Below are 21,793 nucleotides of genomic sequence, written 5' to 3'. Positions count from 1 at the left end.
GGCGCTGCGCTTATCAGGCCTACGTGCTCTCACCATCATAAAGCCGGGGAAATCCCCGGCTTTATTACTTCTTCTTCGCGGCCGCTTTTCGGCGCTTATCCAAATCCTTAATCAGCTTGTTTACGCCCTTATCGGCAAACATCTGCTCCAGCGTGGCGGTGAGCTTCCGCCGCCAGTTTTTATACTGATCGCTGGTGCCCGGTACGTTAACCGGATCGGCCATATCCAGCCAGTCCTCCGGCTGAAGCCCCAATAGACCGCTGTTACTGTCGGCGATATAGCGCTGAAGTCCGCGATTTAGCGTTGGCGTCATCGACATTAACGATGCCTTATGCCCGGCGCGTTTTGGCAGACAGCCATATTTATGCAGCGCGTCCAATAGCCCCTGTTTCGCCCGCTCGCGATCCTCATACAGCCCGCGCAGAATCACTTCATCCGGATAAAGCCCCAGAGCTTTACCCAACGTCAGGTCACCGCATTCCCAATAGCCGCGCAGCGTGGGGAGATCGTGCGTCGAGGCGACAGCCATCGATTGTTGCGGATACGCGCCTGGCGCGCGGAAGTTTTTCTCAAGGTCATTTTCAAACCACAGCACTTTATAAGAATAGACCCCGCTATCGCGCAGCTTGCCGACAATCTCAACTGGCACCGTCCCCAGATCTTCGCCTATCACCATACAACGGTGACGTTGGCTCTCCAGCGCCAGAATAGAAAGCAAATCATCTACCGGATAATGGACGTAAGCCCCCTGATCCGCTGTTTCGCCATACGGTATCCACCACAGACGCAGCAACGACATGACATGGTCAATGCGCAACGCGCCGCAGTTTTGCATATTGGCGCGCAGCAGGTCGATAAAGGGCTCATACGCCCGGGCGACAATGATATGCGGGTCCATTGGCGGCAACCCCCAGTTCTGACCGAGCGGGCCGAGGATATCCGGCGGCGCGCCGACAGATGCTTTCAGGCAGTACAGCTCCCGGTCGCACCAGGTTTCCGCGCCGCCTTCCGCTACGCCAACCGCCAGATCGCGGTACAGACCAATCGGTAGTTTAAAACTCTGGCAGGTATCCCAGCAGGCGGCGAATTGGCGCCAGGCCAGCCACTGAAGCCAGAGGTAAAACTCCACCTCTTCGCGGTGCGCTTCACAGAATTGTTTTACCGCGGGAGACTCTACCGACTGGTACGCCTCCGGCCAGGCTGGCCAGCCCCAGCGCTGCTCATCCTCTTTTACCTGATACGCATGCAGCGCGTCGAATGCCGCCTGCCAGTAAAGGCTCTCGCCTTCGCGGGCGATAAAGTGACGAAACTCCGCCATTTGCGCATCGTCGCGAGCGGCAAACCGCGTCCACGCCATCCGCAGCGCCGTGATTTTCAGCGCGGTAACGGTAGCGTAATCCACCCATTGCGCATCGCGCGCCTGTCGCAGCTTTTGCTGTGTGGCGGGCATTTGCCACCATGCCTGCGCCTCTTCGCTCAGGCGGAAATCTTCGACGGCGTTGACGTCGATATATATCACGTTCAGCCAGCGACGAGACGAGGGGCTGTAGGGACTGGCGCTCTCCGGATTCGCCGGATAAAGCGCGTGGATCGGGTTCAGGCCGATAAACGCGCCGCCGCGTGTCGCCACGTCGACCAGCATCGACTTCAAATCGCCGAAATCGCCAATACCCCAGTTTTTTTCTGAACGCAGAGTATAAAGCTGGACGCAGGCCCCCCACAGTTTTTTCCCCTCCAGCAGCGCCTGCGGCTCATAGCATCGCGGCGGGGCAACGATAATACGGCAGTGCGTACGCTGTTCATCCTGAGTCAACGTCAGGGTGTGGTAGCCCTCCGGCAATGTAGCCGGAAGGTTAAGTTTTTTACCGCCCGTCACGCGCCCTTTGTAATGCACGCCCTCTTCCGTAGTCAGCAGCCAGGCAAACTCACCGCGCCCCTCTACCGGCAACGCCATTTTTTTACCCGCGGTATAAACCTTCACATTCGGCACGACCGACTGTGGTCCTGTTGTCGTGCCGTGCATCGCCGCCAGCAAACGTCTCTTGGTTTCAGCGCCAATAGACTGCGGTTTGCCATGAGCATTGATGTAACTGGGGCTGATCCCCGCCGCCAGCGCGGCACTATCGAGACGTTTATTTTCCATCGCGCTCCCTTAGCGTTTTGCCTGCCAGATACGGGCCTGATAATCGCGAATAGAGCGATCGGAACTGAACATACCGCAGCGCGCGGTATTGAGGATCGCGGCGCGCGTCCACGCTTCCTGGTCACGATACAGCGCATCCACCTGCTTTTGCGCCTCGACATAAGCGGCGAAGTCCGCCATGACCAGGTACGGATCGCCCCCCTGTTTGCCGAGGCTATGCAGCATCTGGTCAAAGGCATGTTTATCGCCATCGCTGTATTGACCGCTTTCCAGCTCTTTTAGCACCGCATCCAGCACTTTGTCTTTTTTACGCCATTTCACCGGATCGTAGCCTTTGGCTTTGAGCGCCTTGACCTCTTCCACAGTATGGCCAAAGATAAAGATATTCTCTTCACCCACCTTCTCAGCGATTTCAACGTTAGCGCCGTCCAGCGTTCCCACAGTCAACGCCCCGTTCAGCGCCAGTTTCATGTTGCCGGTGCCGGACGCCTCTTTCCCGGCGGTAGAAATTTGCTCGGAAATATCCGCCGCCGGAATGAGCATTTCCGCCGCCGAGACGCAGTAATCCGGCAGGAAAACCACCTTCAGCTTATCACCCACCGCCGGGTCGTTATTAATGGCTTCCGCAACCTTATTGATAGCAAAAATGATGTTCTTCGCCAGGTAATAGCCCGGCGCCGCCTTCGCGCCAAACAGGAATACGCGCGGTACGCGGTCGGCCTGCGGGTTTTCGCGGATCTCTTTGTACAGCGCCAGAATATGCAACAGATTCAGATGCTGACGCTTGTACTCGTGCAGACGTTTGATTTGAATATCAAAAATCGCATGGCTCGAAATCTCAATCCCGGTACGGGCCTGGATAAATTTCACCAGGCGCTCTTTGTTCGCCCGTTTGATGTCGCGATATTGCTGACGGAATTTGGCGTCGTCAGCGTATTTTTCGAGGTTGATCAACTGGTCGAGATCGTTAGCCCACTCTTTTTTCAGCGTTTTATCCAGCAACGCCGCAAGCTGCGGATTGCACTGTTTGATCCAGCGACGCGGCGTAATGCCGTTGGTGACATTGTGGAATTTGTTCGGCCAAAGCTGGTGATATTCCGGGAACAGATCTTTCACCACCAGATCGGAGTGCAGCGCCGCCACACCGTTGACCGCAAAGCCGCTGACCACGCACATATTGGCCATGCGTACCTGACGGTCATGCACCACCGCCAGTTTTGCCCATACCTGCTTATCGCCAGGCCAGGTGTTATCGACCAGCGTCTTAAAGCGATCGTTAATCTGCTTGATAATCTGCATATGACGCGGCAACAGCGCTTTGATTAACCTCTCGTCCCAGCACTCCAGCGCTTCCGGCATCAGGGTATGGTTGGTGTAGGCGAAGGTTTTGCTGGTGATAGCCCAGGCGTCATCCCAGCTCAGTTGGTGCTCGTCAATCAGCACGCGCAGCAGTTCAGGGATGGCAATAGTCGGGTGAGTATCGTTCAACTGAATGACCTCGTAATCCGCCAGCTCATGCAGTTTGCGTCCGGCCAGATGATGGCGACGCAGAATATCCGCTACCGAGCAGGCGCACTGGAAGTATTGCTGCATCAGACGCAGTTTTTTACCCGCCGTGTGGTTATCGTTGGGATAAAGCACCTTCGTCAGTTTTTCCGCATCGATACCCTGCTGTTCCGCCCGCAGGAAAGCGCCGTCGTTGAATTTGGTCAGATCAAACGGATGCGCGTGGGTCGCCTGCCACAAACGCAGCGGTTGAGCGACACCGTTACGATAGCCTAACACAGGCAGATCCCAGGCCTGGCCTGTAATCACAAAACCGGGTTCCCAGCGCCCTTCTTTGGTGACTTTACCGCCGATTCCAACCTGGACGTCCAGCGCCTCGTTGTGGCGGAACCACGGATAGCTGCCGCGATGCCAGTCATCCGGCGCTTCCATCTGCTTGCCCTCAACAAATGACTGACGGAACAGCCCATACTGGTAGTTCAGACCATAGCCCGTAGCGGACTGCCCGACGGTGGCCATCGAATCGAGGAAGCAGGCGGCCAGACGTCCCAGACCACCGTTGCCGAGCGCCGGATCGACTTCCTCTTCCAGCAGATCGGTCAGATTAATATCGTGCGCTTTCAGCACATCGCTAACGTCCTGGTACCACCCCAGATTTAACAGGTTATTTCCCGTCAGGCGGCCAATCAAAAATTCCATCGAAATGTAGTTCACATGACGCTGGCCTTTCGTCGGCTGCGCTACCGGTTGCGCGCTCAGTAATTCCGCCAGCGCGCCGCTAACGGCCTGCCACCACTGACGAGGCGTCATGTCGGACGCCGACAGTAAACCGAAACGCTGCCACTGACGCGTCAGGGCGGCCTGGAATTGATCTTTATTGAAGGTTGGCTGTGACATAGGAAATCCGTCCTCGGGTAATAAAACAACGTTATCGCTAGTTTGCCAGGCTCGATGTTGACCTTCCTCCTCCCGGCAATGATTAGGGAGGGAGGAGGAGCGGGGATGAGCATAAAAGTGTGATCGCCGCCACTTACCCCTGTATAAACGCGCCGATTCCTGTCAACGACACCCAGTGTTACGCATAATCAAATGAATAAACAGAAATAACAGTAAATCGCGAAGGGGTATTTTCGAAGATTATATGAACGCCGAAATAGTTTCTTACCTGAAATATTCAGCAGCGGGAGGTTCACTAACTTAACATAATTAATTAAACGCCTGGTATCGCCATTGTGTTAAATCCGCATCCTGTCCAGGACATTATTTACAATAACGGAAATATGACCTCAGCCCAGCTCTGACGCTCGTTTCAACCGCGCCGAATACTTTTTTAATACCGTTATTTAGAATTGTGACAGAGTGCAAATTCAGACACATAAAAAGTCTGCTTAGCTTGCATTAAAATGCTTTCTGGCCGACCTTATATCGTATTAATTACGAAGCGCAAAAAAAATCGCAGTTCCCCCCATTTCCCACAGTGAAGTGATTGCTATGTTGATTCCGTCTAAATTAAGTCGTCCGGTTCGTCTCGACCATACCGTGGTTCGTGAGCGGCTGTTGGCTAAACTTTCCGGCGCGAACAATTTCAGGCTCGCCCTGGTAACCAGTCCTGCTGGCTATGGCAAAACCACGCTTGTCTCACAGTGGGCGGCGGGCAAAAATGAATTGGGCTGGTACTCTCTCGACGAAGGCGATAACCAGCAAGAGCGATTCGCCAGTTACTTAATTGCCGCTATCCAACAGGCCACCGGCGGACACTGCTCTACCAGCGAAGCGATGGCGCAAAAACGTCAGTACGCCAGCCTGACGTCTCTCTTCGCACAGCTCTTTATTGAACTGGCGCAATGGCATCGCCCGCTTTATCTGGTGATTGACGACTACCATTTGATTACCAATCCGGTGATTCACGACGCGATGCGCTTTTTCTTACGGCATCAGCCGGAAAATTTCACCCTGGTGGTGTTATCGCGTAATTTGCCGCAACTGGGCATCGCTAATCTGCGCGTGCGCGATCAGCTGTTGGAAATCGGCAGCCAGCAATTGGCTTTTAACCATCAGGAAGCAAAGCAATTTTTTGACCGTCGTCTTTCGTCGCCCATTGAAGCCGCTGAGAGCAGCCGCATGTGCGACGATGTGGCCGGTTGGGCCACTGCGCTACAGTTGATCGCCCTCTCCGCGCGCCAGAACCATACCTCTGCGCATCACTCCGCCCGCCGTCTTGCCGGGATTAATGCCAGCCACCTTTCTGATTATCTGGTGGACGAAGTACTGGATAACGTGGATGTCAGCACCCGACATTTTTTACTTAAAAGCGCGATCTTACGCTCAATGAATGACGCGTTGATTGTGCGCGTGACCGGCGAAGAAAACGGCCAGATGCGGCTGGAGGAGATTGAGCGCCAGGGGTTATTCCTGCAACGCATGGACGACACGGGCGAATGGTTCAGCTATCACCCGTTGTTTGGTAGCTTTCTGCGCCAGCGTTGCCAGTGGGAACTGGCGGCGGAACTACCGGAGATCCACCGTGCGGCCGCGGAAAGCTGGATGGAACAAGGTTTTCCCAGCGAAGCTATTCATCATGCGCTGGCGGCGGGTGACGCGCAAATGCTGCGCGATATCCTGCTTAACCATGCGTGGGGGCTGTTTAATCACAGTGAACTGGCGCTGCTGGAAGAGTCATTAAAAGCGCTGCCGTGGGAAAGCCTGCTGGAAAATCCGCGGCTGGTGTTGTTACAGGCCTGGCTGATGCAAAGCCAACACCGCTACAGCGAAGTGAATACGCTGCTGGCGCGCGCCGAGCAAGAGATCAAAGGGGTCATGGACGGCACGCTACATGCTGAATTTAACGCGCTGCGCGCCCAGGTCGCCATCAACGACGGCAATCCGGAAGAGGCTGAGCGGCTGGCGAAACTGGCGCTGGATGAGCTTCCTCTCGCCTGGTTTTATAGCCGTATTGTCGCGACCTCCGTTCACGGCGAAGTGCTGCACTGTAAAGGCGATCTCAGCCAGTCTTTATCGCTGATGCAGCAAACCGAACAAATGGCGCGCCATCATGACGTCTGGCATTACGCGCTGTGGAGCTTAATTCAACAAAGCGAAATTCAGTTCGCCCAGGGATTCCTGCAGGCCGCATGGGAAACGCAGGAGAGAGCCTTCCAGTTGATCAAAGAGCAACATCTGGAACAACTGCCGATGCATGAGTTTCTGGTACGTATCCGCGCGCAATTGCTGTGGGCGTGGGCGCGCCTTGACGAAGCGGAGGCCTCGGCGCGCAGCGGTATCGCTGTGCTGTCCACCTTCCAGCCGCAACAACAGTTGCAGTGCCTGACGTTACTGGTGCAGTGCTCGCTGGCGCGCGGCGATCTGGATAATGCCCGTAGTCAGCTTAACCGACTGGAAAATTTATTAGGCAATGGTCGTTATCACTGCGACTGGATCTCTAACGCCGATAAAGTGCGTGTCATTTACTGGCAGTTAACCGGCGACAAGAAATCCGCCGCCAACTGGTTACGTCATACGCCCAAACCGGCGTTTGCCAATAACCATTTTCTGCAAGGACAATGGCGGAATATCGCCCGCGCGCAGATCCTGCTGGGCGAATTCGAGCCTGCGGAAATCGTGCTGGAAGAGTTAAATGAGAATGCCCGTAGCCTGCGCTTAATGAGCGATTTAAACCGCAATCTGCTGTTACTCAATCAGCTTTACTGGCAATCCGGGCGGAAAAACGACGCCCAGCGCGTATTGCTTGATGCCTTACAGCTCGCCAACCGCACCGGATTTATCAGCCATTTTGTGATTGAAGGCGAAGCCATGGCGCAACAATTGCGTCAGCTTATCCAGCTTAATACGCTGCCGGAGATGGAGCAGCATCGCGCGCAGCGCATCCTGCGAGAGATTAACCAACATCACCGGCATAAATTCGCCCATTTTGACGAAGGCTTCGTCGAGCGCCTGCTTAACCATCCGGATGTCCCGGAGCTTATTCGCACCAGCCCGCTCACCCAGCGTGAATGGCAGGTGTTAGGGCTTATCTATTCCGGTTACAGCAACGAACAGATTGCCGGCGAACTGGCGGTGGCCGCGACCACCATTAAGACGCATATCCGCAACCTCTACCAGAAACTCGGCGTCGCGCACCGTCAGGACGCGGTACAGCACGCGCAGCAGTTGCTGAAGATGATGGGGTACGGGGTTTAACGTGTGCCTGATGGCGCTTCGCTTATCAGGCCTGTAGAGTCATTTTAAAACATATTGATATTGCTGGTTTTGTAGGCCGGGTAAGGCGTAGAGGCGTAGCCGCCATCCGGCATAAACGTAAATCCAGACGCTGAGTTGGCTTCAGGCCCGATGGCCGTCGCTCAGCCGCAGGTTAAATGGCGCCCATCCATCCGGCGGGTCCCACTCACCACTGCCATAAATAATACCCTCCCGGATATCGTGAATAATGACGCCATCAATACCACACGGTTCCGATCGCCAGATAATGCCGGAACTCACGTGGATAAGAAACGTATACTGAAAGGTTGTGACCAGGAAATTCTCGCTCAGCGAGGCCTTATGATCCCAAACATCGGGTATTGAATAAATATGGCCAACATAATCATCAAGAAACAGGCTCTTAACCTGATGTGAATCCGTATCAAATAAGTGAACGTGCTGACCGTATAATATCGCAATAGTCTTATCATTATTCATGATGCCGCTGAAGCACTGCTCAACGATCCAGCGCCCCTCTTCCAGCGCGACAAAAAGACACAGCACGATAACCGGCTCGCCGTCCTGACTCACCAGCACTCTTCGCCGCATCGTTGAAGGGCCGGAAAAGGGATTAACATCCCTCTCCGGGATGGCGTCAGCAACGCGTTGTTCAGTATCAAGGAAATCAGCGTGGTATGTCATGATCCGCTATCCTTTTTACTTACCATAACCTGCACCATCTCCCTCGCCTCCTCCAGGTTGAACGTTACCGGCAAAAACCGTTCCACCACCGCAATATTGGTAAGCAAGTGAGCGGAAGCCCGCGCCACGGTAAACGCGCCCTCGCCCGCCAGCGCCAGCGGTAAAATCAGCTGGTCGGCCAGATGCTCTCCCACCGCCGCCGGGCTTGCGAGATAGCGCCGCGCTTCATGCGCAACCTGGTTAGCTACCGCTTCCGCGCTGGTGCCTTTTACGCCGAACGCGGCGAACAGTTCGGTCAGTTGTTCGCTTTGAATCATCAGCGACAGCGCGTTGCCCGGCCCGCAGCCGCCTTCCAGCGCAACGACGTTTTTCTCCGCCTGCGGGAAGTGGGCTTCCAGCGTTGCGACTTCACGTTCGCCAACGTGGTAAGGAACCGCCGCCAGCAAAGCTTCAGCGGTGGTGCGCAGCGTCTCGCCGCGCGATATCAGCGTCAGACCGCGTAAAGACGCTGCCGGTTCGACGACCGTTGCCGCCGCGCCGCCGCCTGCCGGATAAAAGCCGTGTTTTATCAGCGTGGTGCGCTGGCTGATGCCCATCCTCGCCAACAGCGGCTCCCAGACGCGGCAAATAAAATCGGCGCTGGGCGCGGCCTGATTATGCGTCCCGCCGTGAACCTCCACGCGGGATGAACCATCGGCAAACCACAGCGCGGGCAGAACGGTTTGTAGCACCAGCATACAACTGCCCGCGCTACCAATCGCGAAACGGTACTCGCCGCCGCGAATCGGCCCCGGCGTAAAACGCAACTGTTGCGAGCCCAGCTCGTCGCCGTTCACCTGCGCGCCGCAGATTTCCGTTGCCGCCCGCACCGCCGTTAAATGCTGGCGTAGCAGCCCCGGTTTGGCGCGCCCGGCGCGGATGCCGCTCATTTCAAACGGCTGGCCGGTTATCATTGATAAACTCAGCGCCGAGCGCAAAATCTGCCCGCCGCCCTCTCCCTGTGCGCCATCCAGCGCGATAATCCTTGCCATTTTCTATCCTTTAACGCACACCACCTGCCGCAGGGTGTACATGATTTCCACCAGGTCAGACTGCGCCGCCATCACCGCATCAATGTCTTTATACGCCATTGGGATCTCGTCGATCACGTCCGCATCTTTACGGCATTCGACATGCGCGGTGGCGCGAATCTGATCGTCAACGCTAAACAGTTTCTTCGCTTTCGTTCGGCTCATCACACGCCCGGCGCCGTGGCTGCACGAACAGAACGACTCTTCGTTACCCAGCCCGCGCACGATAAAGCTTTTCGCCCCCATCGAACCAGGAATGATACCGAACTCACCGCGCCGCGCCGAAACCGCCCCTTTACGCGTCACATAGATCTCTTCGCCAAAGTGCTGCTCTTTTTGCACATAGTTATGGTGGCAGTTTATCTCGTCCATATCGAGGGCGATCGGTTTTTCCACGCAGCGCTGGAGCGCCGCCAGCGCGTTTTCCATCATCGCCTCGCGGTTCAGGCTGGCGAATTGTTGTGCCCAGTGTACCGCTTTCAGATAATCATCAAAATATTCGCTTCCTTCATTAAAATACGCCAGATCGCGGGACGGCAGCGTTTCTAACTGCTCCTGCATTTCTTGCTGCGCCAGGCCGATAAAATAGGTGCCGATGGCGTTACCGATCCCGCGCGAACCGGAGTGCAGCATGATCCATACCCGATCGGTTTCATCCAGACAGATCTCAATAAAGTGGTTACCGGTTCCCAACGTTCCCAGGTGCTTATAGTTATTGGTATTCAAAAAGCGCGGATATTTTTGCGTTAACCACTGATATCCCGCTTCCAGTTGCGCCCATTTTTCATCAACGTTGGCGGGCGGGTTTCCCCATGCGCCCACATCGCGATGCCCGCGTCCGGTGGTACGCCCGTGAGGCACAGCGGCCTCTATGGCGCTACGCAGATCCGCCAGGTTTTCCGGTAGATCGGCCGCCGTTAAGCTGGTACGCAGCGCGTTCATTCCACAGCCGATATCCACGCCCACCGCCGCCGGAATAATCGCCCCTTTCGTCGGGATCACGCTACCGATGGTCGATCCTTTCCCCAAATGCACATCCGGCATAACGGCAATATGTTTGAAAATAAACGGCATTTTCGCCGTATTGATCAGTTGCTGACGGGCATCGTCTTCTACCGGTACGCCTTTGGTCCACATTTTTACCGGTGCGTTCTGGTTGGTCATCAATTCGTAATTCATCATTTTTTTCTCGTTTTAATCATTAGGGTGGCGACAAGTTTATGTGAATACACCGCTCTACCATTGAGCTACAGAGCCGGGCTCTGACGGGTCTCGAACCCGCAACAAATGTAGATCCACAGGCATTCGCCAAAATAGGGTGGCACGACAAGTTAAGGTGAATCACCCGCTCTACCGTTGAGCTACAGGGCTAAGCCCCGGCAGGGTTCGAACCTGCGTCTGGCCATACAAGGTGTAGATCCACCAGCATTCGTGCCTTCAGCGTTGCGCGACAAATTCATAGCCGGGATGATACGCATCGGGAAAGATGTAATCCCGGCCAGCATTCGCGCCGCGCTGAATACTCTTTACAGCGTCACGGCTTCAATCTCTTCCAGCCAGTGCGCGCTGCCATAGCGACCGTTAACAAAGTTATCTATCACCGTAAACACCTCGTCGCTGAAGCCGCCGACGTTCAAAATATCGCTTCGTTCCGCCGCCTGGGTGGTACCGTAAGGCAGCAGATCGATACACACCAGGCGCGCCTGCGGGTTGCGCTTTTTCAGTTCGATCCAGCATTCCATGGTGGCCGTTGAGCCATGGCGAGACTTATCAACCCACGATTCGTTATCCGACACCATAATCACCAGATCCACCCGCGCCCGCTCGTTCAACAACCTACGCAGCGGCGCGGAGCAGTTGGTGCCGCCGCCGCCAACCGCCGCCAGCTTTTGCGCGTTGTGCATAACCGACTGGCGCGCATCAAGCTGCACGTCGACCACATCGCATTCAAACGGCAGCACGCGGGCCTGCGGATGATTACGCAGCACGGCGGCGGCGATCAGCCCGGCAACGTCCACGCAGCGGATCTTACTGGTCGCCCCCTTGCGATAGCCGGTTATCGACGACTTCATCGACCCCGACACGTCCGGGCAGACCACCACATTGCCGTGAAACGGCGGAATGTTCTCCAGCGCGTACTCCATCGCCTGCACTAAAGCCTCGCGAATAACCTGCGGCACGCTGCTTTGCAGATTGCTCCACGCCGACAACAGCTGATAAGGATAGACCCAGGACTGGCGCACCTGCGCCCTGTCCGCCAGCCGCTGCGCCACGCTGGCGGCAAGCGTTGTATTCTCAAACACGTCATGACGCGCCAGCGTATTCAAATTCATCCGCAACGTTTGCCAACTCATCCGCTGCGCCAGTTGTGCCCACTGTTCGCGACTCAGCGGCGCGTTGGTCAGCAGTAAAAACGGCACATCGGGTAAGGCCGCGCCCATGTCGCCTTCACGAAACGCCAGCAGCGCGCGCGTTTTTTCCGGCAGTTGCGTCTTATCGCACGGCTTACCAATCAGCCAGGCGAAGAAGGCTTCCTGCCACGCCGCTTGCGGCCGTGGGTGCACCATTTTGACGATATCCGCCAGCGACGGCGCATTGCCCACCGATGCCTGCAATAAACGCTCTTCGCTGGCGTTCTGTAACCAACGCTGCACCAGCTTCTTTGGCCGCGTCCCCAGCGAGCGCCGCCCGGTCACGCCGCTGCGCAAAATTTGCACAAAGTTACGCAGCATCCGGCCATTGTTGATCACCCGCGCAAATACTACCGGCAGCAGCGCCGAACCACGCGCCGCCAGAATGGCGGTCAACAGCGCGGGCATATCCTTCATCATCCCGCGTTCGCGGCCATAAATCGCCAGTTGCGCTAAAAACAGATCGTCGAGATCTTTCGCCGTCGCCAGAACATCATTTAGCTGCGCCTGGCCGCTGGCATAAAAAGTCTCGTTCATGCAGCCGGTCATCACCATTTGCGCCAGTTTATGGCGCGGGGTGAAGGCAAAGGCCGCTGCGCCTTGCTGATTGCTGGCGTTGGCCAGCGGCACGTCCCTTAACAGCGAACGGAACAAAAGTGGATTAGCCATTTGTTTTTCCCATTTCCGTTATTCTCCATGCCATGGTTATTGCAACCAGCGTGCCAGAAAATAAATTATTTTTTAATATATTGATTTTTAATTGATTTATTTCTTTAGCGTTCAAGTGAAAGAAAAATGCCTGCACGGTAGTCATTAAAAAGCGATAAAATTATCTCGTCTTTTAGAAGGAAATCTAAGATGCGAAAAACGGTGGCCTTTGGTTTTGTCGGTACGGTACTCGACTATGCAGGACGCGGCAGTCAACGTTGGGAAAAATGGCGCCCTACTTTGTGTCTGTGCCAGCAGGAGACGCTGGTCGTTCACCGCCTGGAACTGCTGTACGATGCCCGCTCTCGCTCGCTGTTTGAAGGATTAAAGAAGGATATCGCCAGCGTCTCGCCGGAAACGGAAGTCGTCGGCGTAGAAATCGCGATCCGCAACCCGTGGGACTTCGAAGAGGTTTACGCCTGCCTGCACGATTTCGCCCGCAGCCATACTTTTCATCCCGAAGATGAAGACTATCTGATTCACATCACCACCGGCACCCACGTCGCGCAGATCTGCTGGTTCCTGCTGGCGGAGGCGCGCTATCTTCCGGCGCGATTAGCGCAGACCTCGCCGCCGCGCAAAAAAGATAAACCGCATAGCACGGGCGACGTGACGATTATTGACCTCGACCTCAGCCGCTACAATGATATCGCCACCCGCTTCGCCCAGGAGCGGGAGGAGACGCTCAACTTCCTGAAGTCCGGCATTGCAACCCGCAACCCGTGTTTCAACCGGATGATTGAGCAAATTGAGCGCGTCGCGATACGCTCCCGTTCGCCAATCCTGCTCAATGGCCCGACCGGCGCGGGCAAGTCGTTTCTCGCCCGTCGCATCTATGAACTAAAACTGGCCCGCCACCAGTTCAGCGGCCCGTTTGTCGAAGTGAACTGCGCCACCCTGCGCGGCGACACGGCGATGTCGGCGCTGTTCGGCCACGTTAAGGGGGCGTTTACCGGCGCGAGAGAGGAGCGTGCAGGGCTGCTGCGCAGCGCCGACGGCGGCATGTTGTTTCTTGACGAAGTGGGAGAACTGGGCGCGGATGAACAGGCCATGTTGCTGAAAGCCATTGAAGAAAAACGCTTTTACCCTTTCGGCAGCGACCAGCAGGTCAGCAGCGATTTCCAGTTGATTGCCGGCACGGTGCGCGACCTGCGCCAGCGGGTGGCGGAGGGGACATTCCGCGAAGACCTGTACGCGCGTATTAATCTCTGGACCTTCGAACTACCGGGCCTGCGTCAGCGCCAGGAAGATATTGAACCAAACCTTGACTACGAACTGGAACGCCACGCGGCGCTAACCGGCGACAGCGTGCGTTTTAATACCGAAGCGCGCCGCGCCTGGCTGAGCTTCGCCACCTCGCCGCAGGCCGCCTGGCGCGGTAACTTCCGCGAGCTCTCCGCCAGCGTCACCCGCATGGCGACGCTGGCGGACAACGGGCGAATCACGGTCGAAACGGTAGACGATGAAATCGCGCGTTTGCGCTATAGCTGGAATGACCATCGCCCCTCCGCGCTCGACGGACTGCCGGGCATTGACGCAACGGCGCTGGATCTGTTTGACCGTATGCAACTGGAAAACGTCGTTGCCGTCTGCCGCCAGGCGAAAACCCTTTCCGACGCCGGGCGGCAGCTATTCAACGTTTCCCGTCAGGGGAAAGCCACGGTGAATGACGCTGACCGGCTGCGTAAGTACCTGGCGCGTTTTGGTCTGACGTGGGAAATTTTACAGAATTAACACAGCTCCAGTTGGATATGGTTCTCCGTCAACACCTGCATCACGCCGGTGGGCGGCATGGTATCGGTATAGACGGCGTCAACCATGCTGATGCTGCCCATATTGACCATCGCATTGCGGCCAAATTTGGAATGATCCACCACCAGCATCACATGGCGTGAATTTTCAATAATCGCCCGTTTGGTACGCACCTCGTGATAATCAAACTCCAGCAGCGAACCATCGCTGTCGATGCCGCTAATCCCCAGAATGCCGAAATCGAGACGGAACTGGGAGATGAAATCCTGCGTCGCCTCGCCAATAATGCCGCCGTCGCGGCTACGGAGTTCGCCGCCGGCGAGGATAATACGAAAATCCTCTTTCGCCATTAGCGTGTTCGCTACGTTCAAATTGTTGGTCACGATCCGCAAATTACTGTGCCCTAACAGGGCGTGCGCTACGGCTTCCGGCGTCGTGCCGATATCAATAAACAGCGTTGAACCATTGGGAATCTGGGCCGCGACTTTGCGAGCGATGCGCTCTTTTTCTTCCGTTTGCGTCGCCTTACGATCGTGCCACGGCGTGTTCACCGAGCTGGAGGGCAACGCCGCGCCGCCGTGGTGGCGCAAAATCATATTCTGTTCCGCCAGATCGTTAAGATCCCGACGAATGGTTTGCGGGCTGACAGAAAAATGCTCCACCAGCTCTTCCGTACTGACGTACCCCTGTTTTTTTACCAGTTCAATGATCGCGTCATGCCGTTGTGTTTGTTTCATGAATAATCTCTGAAAGTAACCAACCTTGCGCCGGATAGCGGCATTCGCCCTACCCGGCCTGGAAAAATATCTCGACCACAGGCCGGATACGCCTCACGTTCGTTTTCGCGCATTCAGCGTATCAACAAAGGCCATCGCTAAACCGACGATAAGCCCGGCGATGTGCGCGCCGTTCGCCATAGACATGCCAAACCAGTCAAACCAACCAGCGACTATCCACAATAATGCAAAAATAATTAAGCCGCGCTGGAGGTAAATTCCGCTTTGCGGATCGCGCTCTCCGCGCAGCCACACGTACCCCATCAGCGCATAGACGACGCCAGACAGCCCGCCAAACCACGGGCCGCTAAATTTCTGCTGTACATAGCCGCTTAGCAGCGCGCTTATCACCGTAATGACGATTAATTTACCGCTGCCCAGGCGCTTCTCTACCGCCCCGCCGAGATACCACCACCACAGCAGGTTAAAAAGAATATGCATCAATGAGAAGTGCATAAAGATATGGGTGAAGTAGCGCCAGAATTCAAATTTTAAAACCGGATCGAACGGCCACGCCAGCCACACCATCACCGTCTGATCGCCGATGAGACTCATCGCGATATAGACCAGCACGCAGGCGAGCATCACGATCCAGGTAACAGGGCCGGCTCGTTCACGCAGCGTGGCAAGAAAGGGAAAACGGCGGTAGCGCAGTCCGCTGTTAGTCTGCCCGGACTGCCAGCTAGCCGCCAGATAACGCGGATCGCCGGGATTTTCTATAAACCGCGCCAGCTCGCCCCGCACACGTTCGGCCTGCGATTCATCTGCCAACCAGATATCGCTTTGATTATGTTGCTGAATAGTAAGAATGACGCCCTGGGTGGCCATGTAATCAACAAATGCCTGCGCCACGCGAGGATTCGCAAAGGAAGTAATCATCAACATTATTGCTGTCGCTTAGTCCATACAAAAGAAGACAGTATATATACCCTTCTCGTCGGAGGCTGCATCTTTATGGGATTACGCGCCATTCGCGACATCGGCAGGGAAACGGCGATGCCAGGCCTCAAACCCGCCGTCAATGCTGTAAACCGCATCATAGCCTTGCTGGAGCAGATACTGCGCGGCGCCTTTACTACTGTTGCCGTGATAGCACATTACCATCACGGCGGTATCGAAACCATGCTCACGCATAAACGCGCCCAGCGTATCGTTAGTCAAGTGAAACGCCTGCGGCGCATGACCCATGGCATAACTTTGCGGATCGCGAATATCGACCAGCACCGCCGCGCCCTGGTGCAGTTTCTGATACGCCTCTTCTACAGTGATACATTCAAATTGTTCCATGAATCGCTCTTTCATTATTGCCGGTGAAGCCAATTAAGGCATTTTATCGCCCAGTGTACGTTGACGGAGTAGCTTAGCGCCATAATGTTATACATATCACTCTAAAATGTTTTTTCGATGTTACCAATAGCGCGTTTCTTTGCTATTATGTTCGATAACGAACATTTTTGAACTTTAACGAAAGTGCAAGAGGGCAGCATGGAAACCAAAGATCTGATCGTGATAGGCGGGGGCATTAACGGTGCAGGCATCGCGGCTGATGCCGCCGGGCGCGGTTTGTCCGTACTCATGCTGGAAGCGCAGGATTTGGCCTGCGCAACCTCTTCCGCCAGTTCGAAACTTATCCACGGCGGCTTACGCTACCTTGAGCACTACGAGTTCCGTCTGGTCAGCGAAGCGCTGGCCGAACGTGAAGTGCTGTTGAAAATGGCGCCGCACATCGCCTTCCCGATGCGTTTTCGTCTGCCGCACCGCCCGCATTTACGTCCGGCCTGGATGATCCGTATCGGTCTGTTTATGTACGATCACCTCGGCAAACGTACCAGTTTACCCGGTTCCACCGGTGTGCGGTTTGGCGCAGATTCGGTGCTCAAACCGGAAATCGTGCGCGGATTCGAATATTCCGACTGCTGGGTAGACGATGCGCGTCTGGTGCTGGCTAACGCACAGATGGTGGTGCGTAAAGGCGGCGAAGTCCTTACCCGTACTCGCGCAACCGCCGCTCGTCGGGAAAATGGCCTGTGGATTGTCGAAGCGGAAGATATCGACACCGGTAAAAAATATGTCTGGCAGGCGCGCGGACTGGTTAACGCCACCGGACCGTGGGTCAAACAGTTCTTCGACGAAGGGATGCACCTGCCGTCGCCGTATGGCATCCGCCTGATCAAAGGCAGCCATATCGTCGTGCCACGCGTCCATAATCAGAAGCAGGCGTATATTCTGCAAAACGAAGATAAGCGTATCGTCTTTGTCATTCCGTGGATGGAAGAGTTTTCGATCATTGGCACAACCGATGTCGAATATAAAGGCGATCCGAAAGCGGTAAAAATTGAAGAGAGCGAAATTAATTACCTGTTGAAGGTCTATAACGCGCACTTCCAGAAACAACTGGGGCGCGATGACATCGTCTGGACGTACTCCGGCGTCCGTCCGCTGTGCGATGATGAGTCCGACTCACCGCAGGCGATCACTCGCGATTACACCCTGGATATCCATGATGAAAACGGCAAAGCGCCGCTGCTTTCCGTGTTTGGCGGTAAGCTCACGACCTACCGTAAGCTGGCCGAACACGCGATGGAAAAACTGGCGTCTTATTATCCAGGCATCGGGCCGGCATGGACCAAAACGTGCGTACTGCCCGGCGGCGACATCGACGGCAGCCGCGAAGATTACGCGGCGAAGCTGCGTCGTCGTTATCCGTTCCTGACGGAATCGCTGGCGCGCCACTATTCGCGCACTTACGGCAGCAACACGGAGTGGATTCTCGGCGAAGCCACGTCGCTGCTTGATTTAGGCGAAGATTTCGGTCATGAGTTTTACGAAGCGGAACTCAAGTACCTGGTGGATCACGAATGGGTGCGCCGTACTGAAGACGCTATCTGGCGTCGCACCAAAGAAGGCATGTGGCTGACCGCCGAGCAGCAATCCCGCATCACCCAGTGGCTGGCGACGTATGTTGAGAAACACCAACTTTCACTGGCGTCGTAATAAAATCCGGGGCGGTTTATACCGCCCTTTTCGCCACATACCGCATTCACTCGCCGGGTTTTGTACAGCCGGGCATATGATTAGTGATACGGTAGCGATCGACACTTATTTTGGTAATAAAAAAGGGTTTTGCCCGCGCTTCGCTATTCCAGAGAGTTTTCCCCGTTTTACACCAGCTTTTATGAGAAAAGTTGGCATAATGAACCACGCTCTCCTCCCCCAGCACGCTTTCAAAATGCGCGCGTTTATCACCGTCGGCCACGCTAAAGTCAGCATAAAAAAGATTGCTGTCCAGGTTAAACGTCATCTCTATTTCACTGGCGGACGATGGAAAGAACACAGGCAGCCAGGTCCAGATACCGGATTGCTCGGGTATGGCGGCATAATCAGGAAAATAGCTTACCTGGCGATCATCGCAGGCGGTCAGCACAGCGATGATGATTAATGCCGCGCCACACCGGAGAACCTGATTAATCAGCTCAGCAACAATATCTTTATGCCACGAAGGGGATTCACGCCGTGCAATACGAATATCAGCGCCGCTGGCCGGGTCTACGCCAACCCGTTCCACATATAGTTTAACATCTTCCATTTAGTCCCTTTATTTCGCGGCCGGATACAGCGGCACATATCCCACATCCTGCACCAACTGTTGTCCCTGCGGGCTTAGAAACCAGTCCACCAGCTTTTGTGTTTCCGCTGTGGGGTGTTCACGGGTGACCATATAAACATCAACCGTGTATGGGTAACTGCCGTTACGAATATTTTCAACCGTCGGCGCAACATCGTTTATCGCCAGTAATTTAATCTCTTTATTGCTGTGCATCTGCGTAGCGTAATAACGAAAGGTATAGCCAATGGCGTTGTGCGTATTGCGATACTCAGCCACGATATCCACCATTTCCCCCATCGCGGTTGCCACTGATGTTGTTTGCGCTGGCATCAGCTTTGTTTCTTTCATTACCTTCGCCAGCATCGCCGTTTGGCTGCCAGAGTTTTCCGGTCGCTGCCAGGGCTTAATGTCGATTGCCTCTCCGCCTACCTCATTCCAGTGGGTGATTCTTCCGCTAAAAATGCCGCGAATTTGTACATCACTCAACGATGACACGGGATTGTTTTGGTTGACGATAAACACAAACGCTTCACGTGCAAAGGGGGTGTAAACCAGTTTTACGCCACTGGCCTCGGCCAATTGCTTTTGAGCAGTGGAAGGCTGGGCGACAAAAATAAGATCGGCATTGCCGTTAAGGATATTTTGATAGGCTTCAATGGTTCCCTGGTTTTCAAGGTAGTCTTCAGGGCAGATATCATCCGGAAAGCGCGTAAGCGCATAAAAAGCCGAGGCGTATAACGGCAAGCCAGCCGTTGCGCCATCGAGCCGCGGCCAATTTTGGGTGAGCAGAAGTGTCGGTTCATCGCGCAGCCCGGTTAGCTTGTTGCCCCATGTGTGCGCCTGATAATCGCGGAAATAAAGATATTCACTGCTCTCGGGAGCGGGATACTTCACGGCATAAAGATGTGACTGGTATACGGCACAGCTCCCGAAAAACAGCAGGCAAATCACCAGCAGATTACGACAAGAGTAGCCCGCACCGCCGCGTAGCACTCCCCAACGCGCACCGCCATACCCTAATGCAAAACAGAGCTGCGAGCCAACCGGGATGAGCAACACTGCCCATACCCAGCCGTTGAAAAAGGATATTACGCTGGGTACTAACCAAAGCGTTTGCACCACCTGGGCGATGGGTTTACGCCCTATCGCGCGAATATTAAGATCGGTGAGAAACATCAGGATGACCCACCCCATCAGCACCACCAGAGCGGGCATAAGCAGGCAGCAATCACGCCATTCTGGATTTACCTCTGATGCATTTCCCTTTCCCCATATCCGGCCACAAAGAAAAATTAACCCTACGCCCAGAAGCACTACCGGGATAATGGTCGCCTCCTCAATAGATTGCGCGACGGGGATACTATTTTCAAGAACGCTAATGCACGCCCACATTCCCCCCACGATAATCGTAATAATGTTCACCAGCAGCGGCACGCCGATAAACGCCATTATGATTGACAAAAAAAGCCAATTAGCATTTTTCATTTTTCTATCCGCTAATCCCTGCGATAACGGAAGTATAAACCCGGTAGTCCTGAGCACCCTCCAAGCATTTTTCTGAAATCACGACGTTAAAACATTCACGATAGCGGCAGACAGAAGTTGAAAGTTCCGGCTGCCGTTTTTTATTTACAGGCTCACATTAACCTGCAAGATCGATCTTTTTCCGCGCCTGCCCAACAGCATCGGCGGCCCGCAATGCCGCCTGCACAGCCTCCGGCGTAATGGTAAACGGCTCGTTGTGCATCGTTTCCCCAGTTTGACAAGACGCCCTGGCAACGGCCAGCAGTTCATCATCGCTAACGCCAGCCAGACCAATATCCGCCAGCGTGGTGGGCAAGCCTATATCTTCACAAAATTGATAAACCTCCTCGATAAGCTCAGGCGCTCTATCGGTGAGCATAAGCATTGCCAGCGTGCCAAACGCAACCTTTTCCCCATGCCAGTATTTGTGCGTGGCGGGCAGTACCGTCAGACCGTTATGAATGGCGTGCGCCGCCGCCAGCCCACCGCTTTCAAAACCGAGCCCGGATAATAGTGTATTCGCTTCGATAACATGTTCGAGCGCCGGAGTAACCTGATGTTGTTCACAGGCAAGCTTCGCCAGGCGCCCATAGCGCATTAAGGTGGTGTAGCAAAAGCGCGCCAGCTCAAATGCGGTCATCGGTCCTGGCCTGGTGGTCATATTGCCTGCCCCTTTGATGCGGCAATCTTCCGCTTCAAACCAGGTTGCCAGCGCATCGCCTATCCCGGAAACCAAAAAGCGTACCGGCGCGGCAGCAATAATACTGCTGTCCACCAGCACAAGCGTCGGGTTACGTGGAATCATCAGGTAGCGTTTGAATTTCCCTTCTGGCGTATAGATAACAACCAGTGAACTGCACGGCGCATCCGTTGAGGCCAGAGTAGGAACCACGGCAATAGGCAGCCGCAGGCTGGCGCCGGTTGCTTTTGCCGTATCCAGGGTTTTCCCGCCCCCCATACCAACAATCACATCGGCGCCAATTTCCTGCGCGCGTGCGGAGATGCGAGCAATTTCCTCATCACTGAACTCGCTACTGAACACTTCGATATCAAATTCAATCACCCCGTGCAGTGCTGTTGCAACTGTATCCCGGTAGGTGTTGTGAACAACAGGATCCTGCAAAATCAGCGCCTTATGACCGAGTGCGGCCAATTCCTGCGGGAGATGCGTTGTCAACGCTCCTTTACCCTGAACATATCGTGACGGAAAGATCGCGGTAGTAACCATTGTTTCTCCTTAAAAAGCATTAAAGTTCAATATACAGAACATAAATTCCACATAAAGAATTTAATGCTGTTTACTCTGAACGCACAATGACCAGGTGAGAGCATAATCTTATCCTGTGAGGCAGCGCACAATTTTGGCGATGTATTAGACCGATGAGCAGTTTCCATTG

Annotated in this window: 15 protein-coding genes; 3 read left to right on the top strand and 12 right to left on the bottom strand. The window is 54.9% G+C overall.

Translation table 11 applies throughout. The features are described 5' to 3' along the window. Nucleotides 1-64: 64 nt before the first annotated feature. Nucleotides 65-2,143: a 4-alpha-glucanotransferase gene (gene malQ, locus J4617_RS16825; RefSeq protein WP_017465342.1), complete on the bottom strand. Its 2,079-nt coding sequence runs from the start codon at nt 2,141-2,143 to the stop codon at nt 65-67. Nucleotides 2,144-2,152: 9 nt separating this feature from the next. Beyond that, nucleotides 2,153-4,546, bottom strand: a complete 2,394-nt coding sequence (malP, locus tag J4617_RS16820; protein ID WP_000082250.1) for a maltodextrin phosphorylase — start codon at nt 4,544-4,546, stop codon at nt 2,153-2,155. 594 nt (nt 4,547-5,140) lie between these two features. On the opposite strand from malP, the gene malT reads away from it, so the two are divergent. Continuing rightward, on the top strand, nt 5,141-7,846 hold the full coding sequence (malT, locus tag J4617_RS16815) for an HTH-type transcriptional regulator MalT (RefSeq protein WP_000907030.1): 2,706 nt from the start codon (nt 5,141-5,143) through the stop codon (nt 7,844-7,846). Between the two features lie 141 nt (nt 7,847-7,987). Here the strand turns inward: malT and J4617_RS16810 are convergent, their stop codons facing one another. The 4 genes from J4617_RS16810 to J4617_RS16795 form a co-directional block, all read right to left on the bottom strand. Continuing rightward, a complete protein-coding gene (locus J4617_RS16810) occupies nt 7,988-8,548 on the bottom strand; it encodes a hypothetical protein (protein WP_000220926.1) in 561 nt (186 codons plus the stop codon). Further along, on the bottom strand, nt 8,545-9,579 hold the full coding sequence (rtcA, locus tag J4617_RS16805) for an RNA 3'-terminal phosphate cyclase (RefSeq protein ID WP_000101029.1): 1,035 nt from the start codon (nt 9,577-9,579) through the stop codon (nt 8,545-8,547). Before rtcA ends, J4617_RS16810 begins: the two co-directional genes overlap by 4 nt. Before the next feature lie 3 nt (nt 9,580-9,582). Further along, on the bottom strand, nt 9,583-10,797 hold the full coding sequence (rtcB, locus tag J4617_RS16800) for an RNA-splicing ligase RtcB (RefSeq protein WP_017465341.1): 1,215 nt from the start codon (nt 10,795-10,797) through the stop codon (nt 9,583-9,585). Nucleotides 10,798-11,144: 347 nt separating this feature from the next. Continuing rightward, nucleotides 11,145-12,698 (bottom strand): TROVE domain-containing protein, encoded by a 1,554-nt coding sequence (locus tag J4617_RS16795; protein ID WP_017465340.1) that lies wholly within the window; start codon nt 12,696-12,698, stop codon nt 11,145-11,147. Between the two features lie 189 nt (nt 12,699-12,887). On the opposite strand from J4617_RS16795, the gene rtcR reads away from it, so the two are divergent. Next, on the top strand, nt 12,888-14,471 hold the full coding sequence (gene rtcR / locus J4617_RS16790; protein ID WP_017465339.1) for an RNA repair transcriptional activator RtcR: 1,584 nt from the start codon (nt 12,888-12,890) through the stop codon (nt 14,469-14,471). On the opposite strand, the gene J4617_RS16785 is transcribed toward rtcR, so the two are convergent. From J4617_RS16785 to glpE, 3 genes are all read right to left on the bottom strand, one after another. Continuing rightward, nucleotides 14,468-15,226, bottom strand: a complete 759-nt coding sequence (locus J4617_RS16785; RefSeq protein WP_017465338.1) for a DeoR/GlpR family transcriptional regulator — start codon at nt 15,224-15,226, stop codon at nt 14,468-14,470. The genes rtcR and J4617_RS16785 overlap by 4 nt on opposite strands. 93 nt (nt 15,227-15,319) lie before the next feature. Beyond that, nucleotides 15,320-16,150, bottom strand: coding sequence for a rhomboid family intramembrane serine protease GlpG (gene glpG / locus J4617_RS16780; RefSeq protein ID WP_000928698.1), 831 nt, complete (start codon nt 16,148-16,150; stop codon nt 15,320-15,322). Nucleotides 16,151-16,225: 75 nt separating this feature from the next. Continuing rightward, the gene (glpE, locus tag J4617_RS16775; RefSeq protein WP_000434523.1) at nt 16,226-16,552 is read right to left on the bottom strand and encodes a thiosulfate sulfurtransferase GlpE; all 327 of its coding nucleotides are present in this window, start codon (nt 16,550-16,552) and stop codon (nt 16,226-16,228) included. Between the two features lie 198 nt (nt 16,553-16,750). Here glpE and glpD point away from each other — a divergent pair, with 198 nt between their 5' ends. Next, nucleotides 16,751-18,259, top strand: a complete 1,509-nt coding sequence (gene glpD, locus J4617_RS16770) for a glycerol-3-phosphate dehydrogenase (protein WP_000448180.1) — start codon at nt 16,751-16,753, stop codon at nt 18,257-18,259. 46 nt (nt 18,260-18,305) lie between these two features. On the opposite strand, the gene J4617_RS16765 is transcribed toward glpD, so the two are convergent. The 3 genes from J4617_RS16765 to J4617_RS16755 form a co-directional block, all read right to left on the bottom strand. Beyond that, nucleotides 18,306-18,851 (bottom strand): hypothetical protein, encoded by a 546-nt coding sequence (locus J4617_RS16765; protein ID WP_017465337.1) that lies wholly within the window; start codon nt 18,849-18,851, stop codon nt 18,306-18,308. Between the two features lie 9 nt (nt 18,852-18,860). Beyond that, a complete protein-coding gene (locus J4617_RS16760; RefSeq protein WP_000786253.1) occupies nt 18,861-20,357 on the bottom strand; it encodes a PstS family phosphate ABC transporter substrate-binding protein in 1,497 nt (498 codons plus the stop codon). A 157-nt stretch (nt 20,358-20,514) separates the two neighbouring features. Beyond that, the gene (locus J4617_RS16755; protein ID WP_208290703.1) at nt 20,515-21,624 is read right to left on the bottom strand and encodes a glycerol dehydrogenase; all 1,110 of its coding nucleotides are present in this window, start codon (nt 21,622-21,624) and stop codon (nt 20,515-20,517) included. Between the last annotated feature and the right edge of the window lie 169 nt (nt 21,625-21,793).

The sequence above is a fragment of the Salmonella sp. 32010601201800023SM genome (assembly GCF_017572235.1).
Classification (GTDB): domain Bacteria; phylum Pseudomonadota; class Gammaproteobacteria; order Enterobacterales; family Enterobacteriaceae; genus Salmonella; species Salmonella enterica.
Note: the sequence above shows the minus strand (reverse complement) of the source record. Positions and strands in the feature narration are given on the sequence as shown.

What these genes read in the sequence shown, in the direction of transcription:
- malQ (WP_017465342.1), bottom strand. Translation starts at nt 2,143, where the DNA reads ATGGAAAATAAACGTCTCGATAGTGCCGCGCTGGCGGCGGGGATCAGC.
- malP (WP_000082250.1), bottom strand. Translation starts at nt 4,546, where the DNA reads ATGTCACAGCCAACCTTCAATAAAGATCAATTCCAGGCCGCCCTGACG.
- malT (WP_000907030.1), top strand. Translation starts at nt 5,141, where the DNA reads ATGTTGATTCCGTCTAAATTAAGTCGTCCGGTTCGTCTCGACCATACC.
- J4617_RS16810 (WP_000220926.1), bottom strand. Translation starts at nt 8,548, where the DNA reads ATGACATACCACGCTGATTTCCTTGATACTGAACAACGCGTTGCTGAC.
- rtcA (WP_000101029.1), bottom strand. Translation starts at nt 9,579, where the DNA reads ATGGCAAGGATTATCGCGCTGGATGGCGCACAGGGAGAGGGCGGCGGG.
- rtcB (WP_017465341.1), bottom strand. Translation starts at nt 10,797, where the DNA reads ATGAATTACGAATTGATGACCAACCAGAACGCACCGGTAAAAATGTGG.
- J4617_RS16795 (WP_017465340.1), bottom strand. Translation starts at nt 12,698, where the DNA reads ATGGCTAATCCACTTTTGTTCCGTTCGCTGTTAAGGGACGTGCCGCTG.
- rtcR (WP_017465339.1), top strand. Translation starts at nt 12,888, where the DNA reads ATGCGAAAAACGGTGGCCTTTGGTTTTGTCGGTACGGTACTCGACTAT.
- J4617_RS16785 (WP_017465338.1), bottom strand. Translation starts at nt 15,226, where the DNA reads ATGAAACAAACACAACGGCATGACGCGATCATTGAACTGGTAAAAAAA.
- glpG (WP_000928698.1), bottom strand. Translation starts at nt 16,150, where the DNA reads ATGTTGATGATTACTTCCTTTGCGAATCCTCGCGTGGCGCAGGCATTT.
- glpE (WP_000434523.1), bottom strand. Translation starts at nt 16,552, where the DNA reads ATGGAACAATTTGAATGTATCACTGTAGAAGAGGCGTATCAGAAACTG.
- glpD (WP_000448180.1), top strand. Translation starts at nt 16,751, where the DNA reads ATGGAAACCAAAGATCTGATCGTGATAGGCGGGGGCATTAACGGTGCA.
- J4617_RS16765 (WP_017465337.1), bottom strand. Translation starts at nt 18,851, where the DNA reads ATGGAAGATGTTAAACTATATGTGGAACGGGTTGGCGTAGACCCGGCC.
- J4617_RS16760 (WP_000786253.1), bottom strand. Translation starts at nt 20,357, where the DNA reads ATGAAAAATGCTAATTGGCTTTTTTTGTCAATCATAATGGCGTTTATC.
- J4617_RS16755 (WP_208290703.1), bottom strand. Translation starts at nt 21,624, where the DNA reads ATGGTTACTACCGCGATCTTTCCGTCACGATATGTTCAGGGTAAAGGA.